The 15,989-nt window shown below is 61.0% G+C and carries 11 protein-coding genes, 1 tRNA gene and 1 pseudogene; 9 read left to right on the top strand and 4 right to left on the bottom strand.

What is annotated here, in order from left to right; genetic code table 11:
- Nucleotides 1–71 precede the first annotated feature (71 nt).
- From FS767_RS01795 to FS767_RS01805, 3 genes are read left to right on the top strand one after another with little or no spacing between them, the layout of a single operon-like run.
- The gene (locus FS767_RS01795; RefSeq protein ID WP_058639609.1) at nt 72–1,343 is read left to right on the top strand and encodes a YeaH/YhbH family protein; all 1,272 of its coding nucleotides are present in this window, start codon (nt 72–74) and stop codon (nt 1,341–1,343) included.
- The gene (locus FS767_RS01800; RefSeq protein ID WP_144963990.1) at nt 1,340–2,908 is read left to right on the top strand and encodes a SpoVR family protein; all 1,569 of its coding nucleotides are present in this window, start codon (nt 1,340–1,342) and stop codon (nt 2,906–2,908) included. The genes FS767_RS01795 and FS767_RS01800 overlap by 4 nt, the downstream gene beginning before the upstream one ends.
- Nucleotides 2,909–2,962: 54 nt before the next feature.
- Nucleotides 2,963–4,069, top strand: coding sequence for a multifunctional CCA addition/repair protein (locus FS767_RS01805; RefSeq protein ID WP_144963991.1), 1,107 nt, complete (start codon nt 2,963–2,965; stop codon nt 4,067–4,069).
- Nucleotides 4,070–4,152: 83 nt separating this feature from the next.
- On the opposite strand, the gene folK is transcribed toward FS767_RS01805, so the two are convergent.
- The gene (gene folK, locus FS767_RS01810; RefSeq protein ID WP_058639612.1) at nt 4,153–4,662 is read right to left on the bottom strand and encodes a 2-amino-4-hydroxy-6-hydroxymethyldihydropteridine diphosphokinase; all 510 of its coding nucleotides are present in this window, start codon (nt 4,660–4,662) and stop codon (nt 4,153–4,155) included.
- Complete coding sequence (gene folB, locus FS767_RS01815) at nt 4,653–5,009, bottom strand: dihydroneopterin aldolase (protein WP_027913621.1); 357 nt, start codon at nt 5,007–5,009, stop codon at nt 4,653–4,655. Before folB ends, folK begins: the two co-directional genes overlap by 10 nt.
- Nucleotides 5,010–5,083: 74 nt before the next feature.
- Between folB and plsY the strand changes: the two genes are divergently transcribed.
- On the top strand, nt 5,084–5,653 hold the full coding sequence (gene plsY, locus FS767_RS01820; protein ID WP_058603030.1) for a glycerol-3-phosphate 1-O-acyltransferase PlsY: 570 nt from the start codon (nt 5,084–5,086) through the stop codon (nt 5,651–5,653).
- 3 nt (nt 5,654–5,656) lie between these two features.
- On the opposite strand, the gene tsaD is transcribed toward plsY, so the two are convergent.
- Nucleotides 5,657–6,682, bottom strand: a complete 1,026-nt coding sequence (gene tsaD, locus FS767_RS01825; RefSeq protein ID WP_144963992.1) for a tRNA (adenosine(37)-N6)-threonylcarbamoyltransferase complex transferase subunit TsaD — start codon at nt 6,680–6,682, stop codon at nt 5,657–5,659.
- A gap of 204 nt (nt 6,683–6,886) precedes the next feature.
- Between tsaD and rpsU the strand changes: the two genes are divergently transcribed.
- The 5 genes and pseudogenes from rpsU to FS767_RS01850 all read left to right on the top strand — a co-directional run bounded on the left by rpsU (nt 6,887) and on the right by FS767_RS01850 (nt 14,860).
- Complete coding sequence (gene rpsU / locus FS767_RS01830) at nt 6,887–7,102, top strand: 30S ribosomal protein S21 (protein WP_003255575.1); 216 nt, start codon at nt 6,887–6,889, stop codon at nt 7,100–7,102.
- 301 nt (nt 7,103–7,403) lie between these two features.
- Entirely contained in the window at nt 7,404–9,380 is a 1,977-nt protein-coding gene (gene dnaG / locus FS767_RS01835; RefSeq protein ID WP_144963993.1) for a DNA primase, read from the top strand.
- A gap of 67 nt (nt 9,381–9,447) precedes the next feature.
- Entirely contained in the window at nt 9,448–11,295 is a 1,848-nt protein-coding gene (gene rpoD / locus FS767_RS01840) for an RNA polymerase sigma factor RpoD (RefSeq protein WP_144963994.1), read from the top strand.
- Nucleotides 11,296–11,803: 508 nt separating this feature from the next.
- A pseudogene (locus tag FS767_RS01845) lies at nt 11,804–14,767 on the top strand (EAL domain-containing protein); the annotation flags it as partial.
- Between the two features lie 16 nt (nt 14,768–14,783).
- Nucleotides 14,784–14,860 (top strand) — tRNA-Ile (locus FS767_RS01850).
- Nucleotides 14,861–14,930: 70 nt separating this feature from the next.
- Here the strand turns inward: FS767_RS01850 and FS767_RS01855 are convergent.
- Nucleotides 14,931–15,887: a lipopolysaccharide assembly protein LapB gene (locus FS767_RS01855; RefSeq protein ID WP_256674219.1), complete on the bottom strand. Its 957-nt coding sequence runs from the start codon at nt 15,885–15,887 to the stop codon at nt 14,931–14,933.
- Nucleotides 15,888–15,989: the final 102 nt, after the last annotated feature.

A 15,989-nucleotide genomic window follows, 5' to 3' on the forward strand; every position in this document is an offset into this window, starting at 1 on the left:
GCAGCTGCGGCGGCTGCTCTTTCTTGCAGCTTGAAGCTTATGGCTTGCAGCTGCTCCCCGCAGGAGGAACCATGAGCTACGTTATCGACCGACGCCTGAATGGCAAGAACAAGAGCACGGTCAACCGCCAGCGCTTTTTGCGCCGGTACCGTGATCACATCAAGAAGGCCGTGGAAGAAGCGGTTAGTCGCCGCTCCATCACGGACATGGAGCACGGTGAGCAGATCAGCATCCCTGGCCGTGATATCGACGAGCCAGTGCTGCACCATGGCCGTGGCGGCAAGCAAACCGTCGTACACCCAGGCAACAAGGAATTCACCGCAGGCGAGCATATCCCCCGTCCGCAGGGTGGTGGTGGCGGCAGTGGCCGTGGCAAGGCCGGCAATGCCGGTGACGGCATGGACGACTTCGTTTTCCAGATCACCCAGGAGGAGTTCCTGGAGTTCATGTTCGAGGATCTGGAGTTGCCCAACCTGGTCAAGCGTCACCTGACGGGTGCAGACACTTTCAAGAACGTGCGCGCCGGGATCGCAAGCGAGGGCAACCCGTCACGTATCAATATCGTACGTACACTGCGCTCGGCCCATGCTCGGCGCATCGCATTGACCGGCAGCAGCCGCGCCCTGCTTCGCGAAGCCCAGAAGGAGCTTGCCCGCCTGCGCGTCGAGGAGCCTGACAACTTTACCGACATCCAGGAAACCGAGCAGGAGATCGAGCGGTTGAAGGCGCGTATCAATCGACTGCCCTTCCTCGACACCTTCGACCTCAAGTACAACCTGCTGGTGAAGCAACCGAACCCCAGTTCCAAGGCCGTCATGTTCTGCCTGATGGACGTTTCGGGCTCGATGACCCAGGCCACCAAGGACATCGCCAAGCGCTTCTTCATCCTGCTGTATCTGTTCCTCAAGCGTAACTACGACCGGATCGAAGTCGTGTTCATACGGCACCACACCAGCGCGCGCGAGGTGGATGAAGAAGAGTTCTTCTACAGTCGCGAAACCGGCGGCACCATCGTCTCCAGTGCCTTGAAGCTGATGCAGGAAATCATGGCCGAACGCTACCCAGCCAGTGACTGGAACATCTACGCGGCCCAGGCGTCGGATGGCGACAACTGGAACGACGACTCACCGATCTGCCGCGACATCCTCACCCGGCAGATCATGCCGCACGTTCAGTACTACACTTACGTGGAAATCACCCCACGTGAACATCAGGCGCTCTGGTACGAGTACGAACGTATCGGCGATGCCTTCCCCGATACGTTCGCGCAACAGCAATTGGTATCGGCCGGCGATATCTACCCGGTCTTCCGTGAACTCTTCCAGCGCAGGTTAGCCACATGACCGCCAGAGCACAGAGACGCCAGCCCATCTCCACCGGCTCAGAGTGGACGTTCGACCTGATCCGAACCTACGACCGGGAAATCGGCCGCCTGGCCGAACGTTACGCCCTGGACACCTACCCCAACCAGATCGAGGTGATCACTGCCGAGCAGATGATGGACGCCTACGCCTCGGTCGGCATGCCGCTAGGTTATCACCACTGGTCCTACGGCAAGCAATTCCTCAGTACCGAGAAATCCTACAGCCGCGGGCAAATGGGGCTTGCCTACGAAATCGTCATCAACTCCGACCCCTGCATCGCCTATCTCATGGAAGAGAACACCATGTGCATGCAGGCCCTGGTAATCGCTCATGCGTGCTATGGGCACAACAGTTTCTTCAAGGGCAACTACCTGTTCCGCACCTGGACCGATGCCAGCTCGATCATCGATTACCTGGTCTTTGCCAAGCAGTACATTGCCCAGTGCGAGGAGCGTCACGGGATCGATGCGGTGGAAGACCTCATCGACTCTTGCCACGCCCTGATGAATTACGGGGTGGACCGCTACAAGCGCCCCTACCCCATTTCCGCCGAAGAAGAGCGTCGCCGGCAGAAGGATCGGGAGGAACACCTCCAACGGCAGATCAACGACCTGTGGCGCACCATTCCCAAAAGTGCCGACAAGGCCAGTGAACGGGACGACGTGCGCTTCCCCGCCGAACCTCAGGAAAACATCCTCTACTTCATCGAGAAGAACGCACCGCTACTCGAACCCTGGCAGCGCGAGGTGGTGCGGATCGTGCGCAAGATCGCCCAGTATTTCTATCCACAGCGCCAGACCCAGGTGATGAACGAAGGCTGGGCGACCTTCTGGCACTACACGCTGATGAACGATCTGTATGACGAGGGGCTGATCACCGAAGGCTTCATGATGGAGTTCCTTCAGTCCCATACCAGCGTGGTCTTCCAGCCGGGTTTCGATAGCCCCTATTACAACGGCATCAACCCTTACGCACTGGGCTTTGCCATGTATACCGACATTCGGCGCATGTGTGAGGCACCCACTGACGAAGATCGCCACTGGTTCCCGGACATTGCCGGCAGCGATTGGCTTTCAACCCTCAAGTTCGCCATGAGCAGCTTCAAGGACGAAAGCTTCATCCTTCAATACCTGTCGCCCAAGGTGATGCGTGATCTGAAACTGTTCAGCATCCTGGACGATGACCAGCGGGACGAACTGTACGTGCCTGCCATCCACGATGATGCAGGCTATCGCACCATCCGCGAACAATTGGCCGCCCAGTACAACCTCGGCAATCGCGAGCCGAACGTGCAGATATGGAGCGTCGATCGTCGCGGAGATCGGTCGCTGACGCTTCGTCACCAGCAACACAACCGCAAGCCCTTGGGGGATTCGACCGAAGAGGTGCTCAAGCACCTGCATCGGTTGTGGGGGTTCGATATTCACCTGGAAACCGTGCAAGGCGACCAGGTGATGAAAACCCATCACATGCCCCCTCGTGGCGAGCACGGCGAAGGCGCTGACTACGGGCGCCTGGACATGGCGGTCATTCACCACCTGTGATGCGCCCCCTGGCGGTCGGCAGGTTATGCTGTCGGCAATCAGGGGGAGTTACCTATGCACATTTACAAAGTGGGGGGCGCAGTACGCGACCGCCTACTCGGCCGTCCGGTCACTGATATCGACTGGCTCGTGGTAGGCGCCACGGTTGAAGACATGCTCGCCAAAGGGTTCCGCCCGGTTGGCGCCGACTTTCCGGTGTTCCTGCACCCCGAGACCGGCCAGGAATATGCGTTGGCCCGTACCGAGCGCAAGAGCGGCAGGGGCTATGGCGGGTTCACCTTTCACGCAAGCCCGGACGTCACACTCGAGGAAGACCTGATACGCCGCGACCTGACCATTAACGCGATGGCGGAGGACGCGGACGGCACCCTCTACGACCCTTATCAGGGCAAGGCCGACCTTGATCGGCGCTTGCTTCGCCACGTTTCGCCCGCGTTTGCCGAAGATCCACTGCGTGTGCTGCGCGTCGCTCGTTTTGCAGCGCGTTATGCGCCGTTGGGCTTCAAGGTGGCCGACGACACGCTGGGTTTGATGCAGCACATCAGCGCTTCGGGTGAACTGCTGGCGTTGACGGCAGAACGCACCTGGAAGGAAATCGAGCGGGCATTGATGGAGGCGCACCCCCAGGTGTTCTTCGAAGTCCTGCGAGCATGCAATGCCCTGCACGTGCTGCTGCCGGAACTGGAGCCTCATCCCCAGGCCCTGGTCGCACTGGAACAGGCAGCCCGGCATCAGCGTGCGTTGCCCGTACGCTGGGCCTGTCTGCTGCATCCTTTACCAACCGCGTCGATCAAGGCGCTCAATCAGCGCCTGAAGACCCCGCGGGAATGCCAGGACCTGTCGATGCTGACCAGCCAGTGCCTGGAGCAGGCCAACCAGGCCTTAGAGCTGCCTGCCCAGACGCTGTTGGATCTGTTGCAAACGTTCGACGTTTACCGCAGGCCGCAACGTTTCGAGGACTTTCTAGCAGCCTGTCGGGCGATCGCGCAGGGCAACGGGCAGACAGACTACCGGCAGGCAGACTACCTGCAAGGGGCTATGGCCGCTGCCCGGGCCGTGGATGTAAAGCCGCTGGTTCAGGCTGGTTTCACCGGCCAGGCGCTGGGTGAGGCCTTGAAAAATGAGCGCTTGCAGGCGCTTGATGCCTATAAGGGCAGCTAGCTACGATGCCGCGCAGCTCACGCTCGACCTGCGCGGCAACCGCAGCAGCAACCTGCTGGGCATTGTGTGCGACGGTATGAGCCTCAGGCAGGCGTCAGTTGCAACCCGCGCCACTCGAAGGCGACGGGCGCCAGGACCTGATCGATCTGCGACTCTTGCCACACCTGCGCCATGGTTTTGCCTACACCCGGGTGCACCAGATCAGGCGCCAGCAGCGACAACGGCCACAGCACGAAGGCATTTTTCAGAATCTCTGCCCGGGGCAGCACCAGCCCGTCGAAAGTGCCATGCAGGTCGTCATACATCAGCACGTCGATATCCAGCGGCAAGCCGAGTCGATCAGGGGCATACCGGCCATTGTCGGCCTCGATGAATTTCAGCCGCCGGTCCAGTTCGATCAACGGTAACGTCGTCTGTCCGGTCACCACGAAATTGATGAACGGCCCGCTCTTGATGCCCACCGCCTGGCTTTCGAACGCGGGCGAGCAACGCATGTCGGTCAGAATGGCCGCCAGCGCATCGAGGCCGGCACACAGGTGGGTGTGCCGATCGACGTTGCTGCCAAGGCCCAGGTATACCGTGCTCAGAGACATCCGCGCTCGATCTCCACGCCAACACCACCGCGCGCTGCCGGCACTGCGCCTGGCTTGGTGAGCTTCAAGCGCACCCAGGGGATGCCGAACTCGTCCATCAACACGGCAACCAGGCGCTCGGCGAAGGTTTCGACCAACTCGAAGCGTGCCTGCTCGGCGAACCCTTGGATGCGCGTCGAAACGCTCGCGTAATCGAGTGCCAGGGCGAGGTCGTCGCCTGCGGCCGCAGGCCTGTTATCCCAGGCGAAGCTCAGGTCAAGACGCAGGCACTGGCGAATATCCCGCTCCCAGTCATAGGCACCGATCACGGTATCGACTTCCAGGCCTTCGATGAACACTCTGTCCAAGCACTTCTCTCCACAGCACGACAAGGGCGACTGGCGCCGTTAGAATCAGGGCGTCCTCGCCCGGAATAGTTAGCATGTTTTGGTTACTGGCGCTGCTCGCCTACCTGCTCGGCTCGCTGTCCTTCGCCATTGTCCTGAGCCGCCTTGCGGGCAGCCCGGACCCGCGTTGCAGTGGTTCGGGCAATGCCGGCGCTACCAACATGCTGCGCCTGGCAGGGCGCAAGATGGCGATCCTGACCCTGCTTGGCGACCTGTGCAAGGGGCTGTTGCCGGTAATGCTCGCCCGCCTTGCCGGGCTGGACCTGCACGCGCAGGCCTGGATCGGTATCTGTGCAGTGCTGGGCCACCTGTTCCCCGTGTACTTTCGCTTTCGCGGTGGCAAGGGCGTGGCGACCGCGGCTGGCATGCTGGTCGGCCTGTACTTGCCTGCCGCGTTGCTGGCCATCGTTGCCTGGGTGCTGACCCTGTACCTCACCCGTACCAGCTCCCTGGCTGCGCTGATCGCTACACCGCTGACCCTGCCATTGCTGGCCTGGCGCCAGCCCGAGGCCCTGCTGCCGATGACGGTACTGACCGTCCTGATCGTATGGCGCCATCGCAGTAACCTGCGCGACCTGTTTGCAGGCCGCGAGCGGCACTTCTGACCCCTACAGGGGCGGCAACTGCTCCATCGGCCAGCGCGCCTGCACGCTGATCCCCAGGTCTTGCTGCTGCCCCGCCAGCAGCCGCTGGCAGCCGGCATAGGCGATCATGGCCCCATTGTCGGTGCAGAACTGCGGACGGGCGTAATAGACATTGCCCTTGAGGTTGCCGAGCATGTCTTCCAGCGAAGCGCGCAGGGCCTTGTTGGCGCTGACCCCCCCGGCAATGACCAACCGCTTGAGGCCCGTCTGCTTGAGTGCCCGCTTGCACTTGATGGTCAAAGTCTCTACCACCGCCTGCTGGAACGCCAGGGACACGTCGCAACGGGTTTGTTCGTTGTCGTCACCAGCCTCCCGGCACTGCTGCCAGGTATTGAGGGCGAAGGTTTTCAGTCCACTGAAGCTCATTGCCAGGCCTGGCCGATCGGTCATCGGCCGAGGAAACACGAACCGGCCCGGTGTGCCGCGCTCGGCAAGCCGGGCAATTTCCGGCCCACCAGGGTAGTTCAGGCCGATGAGCTTGGCGGTCTTATCGAACGCCTCGCCGGCCGCATCGTCCAGGCTCTCGCCCAGCAATTCGTACTGACCGATGCCATCGACGCGCACCAGCTGGGTATGACCGCCGGAAACCAACAAGGCGACGAACGGAAAAGCCGGCGGGTTTTCTTCCAGCATGGGCGCCAGCAAGTGGCCTTCCATGTGGTGTACACCGATGGCCGGGATGTCCCAGGCAAAGGCCAGGGCCTGGGCGCAGGAGGCACCGACCAGGAGTGCGCCGACCAGCCCGGGGCCTGCGGTATAGGCGATGGCATCGATTTCGGTGGCCACGCAACCCGCTTCGTCCAGCACCTGGCGAATCAGCGGCAGCATGCGCTTGACGTGGTCGCGCGACGCAAGTTCGGGCACCACGCCGCCAAACACGCGGTGCAGGTCGATCTGACTGAACAGCGCATCGGCCAGCAGGCCCCGTTCACTGTCGTATAATGCGACGCCGGTTTCGTCGCAGGATGTTTCCAATCCCAGTACTAGCATGGGCTCGTCCCTTGTGGGGGCTGAATTCGAAGGCGCGCATGATAGTCCCCGTGCAAGGTGCCGACCAGCGGTTTTCGATCAGAGGCTTTGCATTCCGGCTTGCTAAGGGTTAACATCCGCAACCCTTGAAAACCGACGTTCTCCAGCACACCTTTGTTTTGCCAGGAGCGCGTCTACCCCGGTAATGAATTAAGGTAGCCCTGGATGCCAGCCGTCAAAGTTAAAGAGAACGAACCCTTCGACGTAGCTCTGCGTCGTTTCAAGCGCTCCTGCGAAAAAGCCGGTGTACTGGCTGAAGTTCGTAGCCGCGAGTTTTACGAGAAGCCGACCGCAGAGCGTAAGCGTAAGGCAGCTGCCGCTGTCAAACGTCACGCCAAGAAAGTTCAGCGCGAACAGCGCCGCGCCGTTCGTCTGTACTAATACAGACGTTCATCGCAAAGCTTCTGCCCTGCCCGGTTAACCACCGGGCGATGGCAGTGGTCGTTTCAAACTTGAGCAGCTTGCTCAAGGCTCCATGCACATGTTCAAGCACCGTGCATGCGGGCAACCTGCCTGAAACGTCAGAACTGGTCATTGTGTTGTAGGCCAGGCGTGCACGTCCGACTGACGGGCCTCATGGGCCGGCGACGGGCACTTATTCCCCGCATAGCTTCAAGCATCACCCGCTGCATTCGGCGCGTGAGCGATTAGACTTGCCAGTTGCCAGATTGACGAGACTGCCATGGCCGGGCTGATTCCCCAGAGTTTCATCGACGACCTCATCAACCGCCTCGACATCGTCGACGTGGTCAGCTCCCGTGTCCAACTGAAAAAAACCGGCAAGAATTATTCTGCCTGTTGCCCGTTCCACAAGGAAAAGACCCCCTCCTTCACCGTGAGCCCCGACAAGCAGTTCTATTACTGCTTTGGTTGCGGCGCCGGTGGCAACGCCCTTGGCTTCGTCATGGACCACGACAACCTGGATTTCCCCCAGGCGGTCGAGGAACTGGCACGAGCGGCAGGCATGGAGGTCCCGCGCGAGCAAGGCCGGCGCGACCAGAAACCGCGCCAGCCGACCGACTCACCGTTGTATCCGCTGCTGGACGCCGCCTCGGAGTTCTACCGCCAAGCCCTGCGCAGTCACCCGACCCGCAAGGCAGCGGTGGAGTACCTCAAAGGCCGCGGTTTATCCGGCGAAGTGGCGCGCGACTTCGGCCTGGGTTTCGCGCCGCCTGGCTGGGACAACCTGCTCAAGCACCTGGGTGCCGACACGCTGCAGCAGAAGGTCATGATCGATGCCGGCCTGCTGATCGAGAATGCCGAAACCGGCAAACGCTACGACCGCTTCCGCGATCGGGTGATGTTTCCGATTCGCGACAGCCGTGGCCGCATCATCGCCTTCGGCGGCAGGGTGCTAGGTGACGACAAGCCCAAGTACCTGAACTCTCCCGAAACGCCTGTGTTCCACAAGGGCCAGGAGCTGTACGGGCTGTACGAGGCCCGCAAGCACAACCGCAACCTCGACGAAATCATCGTGGTCGAGGGCTACATGGACGTGATTGCCCTGGCCCAGCAGGGCTTGCGCAACGCCGTGGCCACCCTGGGCACCGCCACCAGCGAAGAGCATCTCAAGCGCTTGTTTCGCGTGGTACCGAGCGTACTGTTCTGCTTCGACGGCGACCAGGCCGGGCGCAAGGCGGCCTGGCGAGCGCTGGAGTCCGCCCTGTCGAACCTGCAGGACGGCCGTCGCGCGCGTTTTCTGTTCCTGCCTGAAGGTGAAGACCCGGACAGCCTGGTCCGCGCCGAAGGCACCGATGCCTTCATGGCCCGCATCAACCAGCACGCGCAACCATTGGCTGACTACTTTTTCGAGCAGCTGAGCATCGAGGCAGACCCTCGCTCGCTCGAAGGCAAGGCGCACATGGCCACCCTGGCTGCGCCGTTGATCGAAAAAATCCCGGGCGCCAACCTGCGTCAACTGATGCGCAACCGCTTGCGGGAAATCACCGGGCTCGATCCGCAGCAGGTTGAGCAACTGGCGCAGCAGGCCCCCGCGGCGCCCAGCGCAGACTACGACCCAGGCTATGACTACGATGCCATGGTCAGCTACACGCCTGATTACGCCGACATGCCGCAGCCCGATTATGCTGGCGCTCATCAGGAACAGGCCTGGGCGCCCAAAAAGGCCGGCGGCAAGAAAGCCTGGAGCGACAAACCCTGGGACAAGCATCGCAAGGGCGGCAAGCCGTGGCAGCGTGACGAGCCCCCGCCCCGCGTGCCGGCACCGGTCGAACCGCCTACGCTGGCGGCGCTGCGCACGCTGTTGCACCACCCGCTCCTGGCCGGCAAGGTGGAAGACGCCAGCCATTTTGCCGACGAAGAACAGCTCTACAGCCAACTGCTGGTGGCATTGATCGAAGCTGCACAGAAAAATCCTGGGCTAAGCTCAATGCAGTTGATTGCACGCTGGCATGGCACTGAACAAGGTCGCCTGCTGCGGGCGTTGGCGGAGAAGGAATGGCTGATCGTGGCCGACAACCTTGAACAACAGTTTTTCGACACCATTACTAGCTTGTCCGCTCGCCAACGTGAGCGAAGCCTGGAACAACTGCTCAGGAAATCCCGTCAAAGCGAATTGACCAGCGAGGAAAAAACCCAGCTTCTCGCCTTGTTGAGCCGGAATGTTCCCGCACAAAACCCGACCTCATCTGGCGCGTGAGGTCCATGCTCGGGTATAATCCTCGGCTTGTTTTTTGCCCGCCAAGACCTTCAGTGGATAGGGTGTTATGTCCGGAAAAGCGCAACAGCAGTCTCGTATCAAAGAGTTGATCACCCGCGGTCGTGAGCAGGGCTACCTGACTTACGCGGAGGTCAACGACCACCTGCCTGAGGATATTTCAGATCCTGAACAGGTGGAAGACATCATCCGCATGATCAACGACATGGGGATCAACGTATTCGAGAGTGCTCCGGATGCGGATGCCCTTCTGTTGGCGGAAGCCGACACCGACGAAGCCGCGGCCGAAGAAGCCGCTGCTGCGTTGGCGGCAGTTGAGACCGATATCGGCCGCACGACCGACCCAGTACGCATGTACATGCGTGAAATGGGTACTGTCGAGCTGCTGACCCGTGAAGGCGAGATCGAAATCGCCAAGCGGATCGAGGAAGGCATTCGTGAAGTCATGGGCGCCATCGCCCACTTCCCGGGCACTGTCGATTACATTCTCGGCGAGTACGACCGCGTCACCACCGAAGGTGGCCGCCTGTCGGACGTCCTCAGTGGTTACATCGATCCCGATGACAACATCGCTGCACCGACAGAGGAAGTGCCGATTCCAGGCGCCAAGACTGCCGCTGCGAAGGAAGAGTCCGAGGACGAGGAAGAAGAGTCTGACAGCGACGACGAGGAAGAGACCGAAAGCGGTCCGGACCCTGTCGTTGCAGCTCAACGCTTCGGCGCGGTCTCCGATCAGCTTCAGGCCACCAACAAGGTCCTGAAGAAGAACGGCCGTGATCACAAGGAAAGCATTGCTGCCCTGCAGGCACTGGCCGATCTGTTCATGCCGATCAAGCTGGTCCCCAAGCAGTTCGAAGTGCTGGTCGAGCGTGTTCGCAGCGCACTGAGCCGCCTGCGTCAGCAAGAACGCGCCATCATGCAGCTGTGCGTGCGTGATGCCCGTATGCCGCGTGCCGACTTCCTGCGCATGTTCCCCAGCAACGAAACCGACCAGACATGGAGCGGCGACCTTGCCAAGCGCAACACCAAATGGGCTGCGGCCCTGGGTGAAAAGGACGCAGCCATCGTTGCGTGCCAGCAGAAACTGATCGACCTTGAGACCGAAACCGGCCTGACCGTTTCCGAGATCAAGGAAATCAACCGTCGCATGTCGATTGGCGAAGCCAAGGCTCGCCGCGCCAAGAAAGAAATGGTCGAGGCCAACCTGCGTCTGGTGATCTCCATCGCCAAGAAGTACACCAACCGTGGCTTGCAGTTCCTGGACCTGATCCAGGAAGGCAACATCGGCTTGATGAAGGCTGTGGACAAGTTCGAATACCGTCGCGGTTACAAGTTCTCGACCTATGCTACCTGGTGGATTCGTCAGGCGATCACCCGCTCCATCGCCGACCAGGCACGCACCATTCGTATTCCGGTGCACATGATCGAAACGATCAACAAGCTCAACCGCATTTCCCGGCAGATGCTGCAGGAAATGGGTCGTGAGCCGACCCCGGAAGAGTTGGGCGAGCGCATGGAAATGCCTGAGGACAAGATCCGCAAGGTACTGAAGATCGCCAAAGAGCCGATCTCCATGGAAACCCCGATCGGTGACGATGAAGATTCGCACCTGGGTGACTTCATCGAGGACTCGACCATGCAGTCCCCGATCGACGTGGCGACGGTCGAAAGCCTCAAGGAAGCGACCCGCGATGTGTTGTCGGGCCTCACTGCACGTGAAGCCAAGGTGCTGCGCATGCGTTTCGGCATCGACATGAACACCGACCACACCCTTGAAGAAGTGGGCAAGCAGTTCGACGTGACCCGCGAGCGGATCCGTCAGATCGAGGCGAAGGCGCTGCGCAAGCTGCGTCACCCGACTCGAAGCGAGCACCTGCGCTCCTTCCTTGACGAGTGATGACCAACCCCGGCTAGGCCGTAATGCTGTTCATTTAGGGCCGCTGCGCGGCCCATCGCGGCACAAGGCCGCTCCCACAAATCCCTGTGAGCCTGCTAACTCAAGCATCACACGGTCAGTGTAGGAGCGGCCTTGTGCCGCGATGGGTCGCGAAGCGACCCCAGCGATCTTAAGTAAACAGCACTACGGCTCAGGCCGGGTTTTTTCCTGGACTTCGACACCGCCGCCCATCCGTCTCCAAGGCCCTGTTTAGCCTGAAAAAATCTCCCTGACACCCATCCCAGAGCTTATTGGCCGTCTACACTCGACTCAGACCATTTGAATGCGAGAGGCCGCTATGCCCCTGATGCCGGCCATCCTGCTGGTGGCCCTGAGCCTGTGGACCACAACGGGCGTTGCGCAAGTGCAACAGCCAGGTCCGGTCGCCGAGTACGTCGCTGCAGCGATGCCCGGCCAAACCACGGCGCAAACCTTCTCCCCGGAAGCCTCTACACAGCACGGCACTGCCCGCATGTTCTGGTCCGATCTGGTGGTGTATGGCGTACCCACCGTATTGTTGCTGGTACTGGTACTGGCCACGGTCATGCGTATCAACCGGCGCCTGAGTTCCGAAATCTCCCGGCGCATCGCATTGGAGCAGGAGCTGCGCAGCAGCGAATACCACTACCGTGGCTTGGTCGAGAGCCTTTCAGCCATCGCCTGGGAAGCGGACGTAAACGATTTCACGTACAGCTATGTATCGCCCCATGCCGAGGACCTGCTCGGCTATCCGCTGAGCAACTGGCTAAAGCCCGGCTTCTGGCGCAGCATCGTGCACCCTGACGATGCGCTATGGGCCCAGGCCTACTGCGAAAGCGAAACTGCTGCCGGGCGCGACCACAGCCTGGATTACCGGGTAATTCGTGCCGATGGCCAAGCGTTGTGGGTACGCAACATCGTCAGCATGATCAAGCATGGCCACCAGCCCGTCATGCGCGGCCTGATGATCGACATCAGCGAAACCAAGCGCACCGAAGACGCGCTGCGTCTGTCCGAGCAGAAGTTTGCCTCGGTGTTCCAGCAGTGCCCGGACATCTTGCTGATCGCTCGCCACAGCGACGGCTGCCTGCTGGAGGTCAACGAAGCGTTCGAAGAGCAGATAGGCCTGACGCCTGGTCAGGTCATCGGCCGGACGGCGACCGAGCTCAATCTATGGGCAGTCGAGGGTTCAGGGCCTCGCCTACTGGAGCGCCTGCACCTGGGCGGCATCCGCAACCTGGAAATGAGCTTCAGACGCAGCAACGGCCAGTTGTTCACAGGGCTTACGTCCGCTGAAACCTTCGAACTCGACGGCACGCCTGCGCTGGTGGTCGCCGTACGCGATATCAGCCAGCTCAAGGAAACCCAGCAGCAGCTGCAGATTTCCGAGGAAAAGTTCGCCAAGGCGTTTCATGCCTCCCCAGACGGCCTGTTGCTGTCCCGTCAGCACGATGGCTTGCTGCTAGAGGTCAACGACGGGTTTTGCCGCCTTACCGGCTACGCCCTGCATCCCACCCTGGACCAGACGTCGCTCGACCTTGGCATCTGGGTAGACCTCAACGAGCGCAAGCGCCTGCTCGACCAGCTCAACCGAGAGGGCTTCGTACGCGACTTCACCTGCCATATCCGCCGTAGCGACGGGCAGATTCGCCTATGCGAATTGTCTGCGCGCCCGCTGCCAATCGCCGGCACCGACTGCATGTTGACCATCGCCCGGGACATCACCGAGCGCCACCTGATGCAGGAAAAACTGCAACTGGCCGCCACGGTGTTTGAAAACACCGCCGAGGGCGTGTTGATTACCGACATCGACCAGCGCATCAGTGCGGTGAACCGTGCTTTCAGCGAAATCACCGGGTACAGCGAGATCGAAGCGCTGGGCCAAACCCCTCGCCTGCTCGCCTCGGGCCAGCATGACAGCGCCTTCTACGCTGCCCTGTGGCATCAATTGACCGATGAAGGACACTGGCAGGGCGAGATCTACAATAAACGCAAGAACGGCGAGCTGTACCCCAGCTGGCTGACCATCAGTGCCGTGCGCAATGCCGAGCGCGAGATCACGCACTTCGTGGCGGTGTTCGCCGACATCTCCAGCATCAAGCATGCCCAAGCCGAACTGGACTACCAGGCACATCACGACCCTCTCACTGGCCTGCCCAACCGTACCCTGTTCGAAAACCGCCTCCAGGCCGTGCTGACCTGTGGACAACTGTCCAACCGCCAGGGCGCCGTGCTGTTCCTGGACCTGGACCGTTTCAAGCATATCAACGACAGCCTTGGCCATCCGGTAGGCGACCTGCTGCTCAAGGGCATTGCGCAGCGTCTCAAAGAGCAGGTGCGCGATGTGGACACCGTGGCGCGCTTGGGGGGCGACGAGTTCATTATCCTGCTGCCCGGCCTGCACAAGCCTAGCGACGCGAGCACCATCGCCAACAAGCTGCTGGCGTGTTTCAACGCCCCCTTCCAGGCCGGCGAGCATGAGTTCTTCACCAGCGCCAGCATCGGCATAAGCCTCTACCCACACGACGGCAGCGATGTCGCCACGCTCATCCGCAACGCCGATGCCGCCATGTACCGCTCCAAGGCCAAGGGACGCAACCGGGTGGAAGTCTATACCCGCGACCTGACCGCCCAGGCCAGTGAGCGTGTCGCCTTGGAGCACGAACTGCGCCGGGCCATCGAACGCAACGAGATGAGCCTGTGCTTCCAGCCCAAGCTCAGCCTGCAAACCCAGACCCTGGTCGGTGCCGAAGCCTTGATCCGCTGGAGCCACCCGACGTTTGGCGAAGTGCCACCGGAGCATTTCATTCACCTGGCAGAGGAAAACGGCACCATCCTGCAACTGGGTGAATGGGTACTGGAACAAGCCTGCCGCCAGATGCAGGCCTGGAAACAGCGATACGAACCCTTTGGTCCGCTGTCGATCAACCTGGCCGGCGCGCAACTGCGCCAACCCAACCTCGCACGGCGCATCGAGGTACTGCTCAGGCAACACCAACTCAAGGCCGGCGACCTGCAGCTGGAGATCACCGAGAACTTCATCATGAGCCAGGCCGAAGAAGCCCTGGCGGTGCTGCACCAGTTGAAGAAATTGGGCGTGCAACTGGCGATCGACGATTTCGGCACCGGTTATTCGTCGTTGAGCTACCTCAAGCGGCTGCCGCTGGACATCCTCAAGATCGACAAATCCTTCATCCGCGGCTTGCCCGACGACCCCCACGATGCCGCCATCGCACGCGCCATCATTGCGCTTGGCCGCAGCATGCAACTGACCATCATTGCCGAAGGCGTCGAGAACCAGGCCCAGCAGCGTTTTCTGGCTACCGAAGGCTGCGAGCAGATCCAAGGCTACATCGTCAGCCTGCCCTTGCTGCCGGAGGAATTCGCTGCGCGGTTTCTTCGTATAGCACTAACGGATCTTTCGGATGGCACAGGTGCGAAACCCTCGTTATAATCGCGCCTCCTACTGAGGGCCTATAGCTCAGTTGGTTAGAGCAGAGGACTCATAATCCTTTGGTCCACGGTTCGAGTCCGTGTGGGCCCACCATATCAAAGCCGCGCTTAGCGCGGCTTTCGGCTTTTTGGGTCGGCGGCGCGAGCAGCAAGGTCATCGTGGCTCAGGCCAGCAACCGGTCGATCAACGCCTGCTCGTAATCATCGAGAGGCTGATCCTCGTAGAGCTTGTCGGAGGCCGCGACCAGCGCCTGGCCCTCGACCTCACGCCCAGTATCACCATATACATGCCCAAGGTTCTCCAGCGACTGCAAGTTGCCGTGCAGAGAGAACGAAACCAGGTACCAGCGCTCTGCCGCCTCGAGCTCGCCTAAACGGTGATAGGCCACAGCCAGGTTGTGCTGGGCGTAGACGTGGTCGGATTGCAGGGCCTGCAACAATGCCTGCTTGGCCTGCTGATAGTCTTCGAGCTGCAAATACAGAAGGCCAAGATTGTTGTAGCCGTCGACATTGCCCAACTCGGCCGCACGCCGGTACGCCTGCTCAGCCTGCGGATAACGCTCGGCATGCAGATGGACGTCGCCGAGCAGGTTCAGCGCTTCTGGATGATCGTGGCGCACGGCGTTGTTGAGGTGCTCGACGGCGGCATCGTGATCGCCATCCTGGTAGGCCATGCTGCCAAGGTAGAAGTGGCTGCGGGGACAATCGTACTCGGCGGCTTTCTGGAAGTACTGGCGGGCAGCGTCGTGATCACCCTCCTGAAAGGCCATGCTGCCGAGGTTGTAGTGGCTGCCCGGATAATCGTGCTCGGCCGCCCTCAGGAAGTGTCGGCTGGCGACCTCGTGATTACCGTCCTGGTAGGCCATGATGCCCAAGTTGTAGTGGCTGCCGGGATAGTCACGATCAGCGGCCCTCTGAAAGTGTCGATGGGCATCGGCGCGATCGTCACGCGCCAGGCTCACCGCGCCAACGCCATTCATCCAGCGCGGGTCGTCGGGACACGCTTTGGCAAGGTTTTCGAAGCACCCCTGCGCGGTGTCCAGATCCTGCTCTCGGAACGCCGCCCAGCCTTGGTCATTGAGCGCAGTCGCCTGCTCGGCACTGAGCGTTTTCTTGTTCATGAACCACATAGGGTTTCCTGCCTTGCGAGGGCCTCCCATTCTAGAGGCGTGTATGGAAGCCAACAAGACAATGGCCCTGCTGGGCAGGTTTGAACCACCCTC

It is taken from the genome of Pseudomonas sp. DE0010, from assembly GCF_007680745.1.
Classification (GTDB): Bacteria; Pseudomonadota; Gammaproteobacteria; order Pseudomonadales; family Pseudomonadaceae; genus Aquipseudomonas; species Aquipseudomonas parafulva_B.

What these genes read in the sequence shown, in the direction of transcription:
- folK (WP_058639612.1), bottom strand. Translation starts at nt 4,662, where the DNA reads ATGTCTCTGAGCACGGTATACCTGGGCCTTGGCAGCAACGTCGATCGG.
- FS767_RS01855 (WP_256674219.1), bottom strand. Translation starts at nt 15,887, where the DNA reads ATGAACAAGAAAACGCTCAGTGCCGAGCAGGCGACTGCGCTCAATGAC.
- FS767_RS01795 (WP_058639609.1), top strand. Translation starts at nt 72, where the DNA reads ATGAGCTACGTTATCGACCGACGCCTGAATGGCAAGAACAAGAGCACG.
- tsaD (WP_144963992.1), bottom strand. Translation starts at nt 6,682, where the DNA reads ATGCTAGTACTGGGATTGGAAACATCCTGCGACGAAACCGGCGTCGCA.
- dnaG (WP_144963993.1), top strand. Translation starts at nt 7,404, where the DNA reads ATGGCCGGGCTGATTCCCCAGAGTTTCATCGACGACCTCATCAACCGC.
- FS767_RS01805 (WP_144963991.1), top strand. Translation starts at nt 2,963, where the DNA reads ATGCACATTTACAAAGTGGGGGGCGCAGTACGCGACCGCCTACTCGGC.
- rpsU (WP_003255575.1), top strand. Translation starts at nt 6,887, where the DNA reads ATGCCAGCCGTCAAAGTTAAAGAGAACGAACCCTTCGACGTAGCTCTG.
- FS767_RS01800 (WP_144963990.1), top strand. Translation starts at nt 1,340, where the DNA reads ATGACCGCCAGAGCACAGAGACGCCAGCCCATCTCCACCGGCTCAGAG.
- rpoD (WP_144963994.1), top strand. Translation starts at nt 9,448, where the DNA reads ATGTCCGGAAAAGCGCAACAGCAGTCTCGTATCAAAGAGTTGATCACC.
- plsY (WP_058603030.1), top strand. Translation starts at nt 5,084, where the DNA reads ATGTTTTGGTTACTGGCGCTGCTCGCCTACCTGCTCGGCTCGCTGTCC.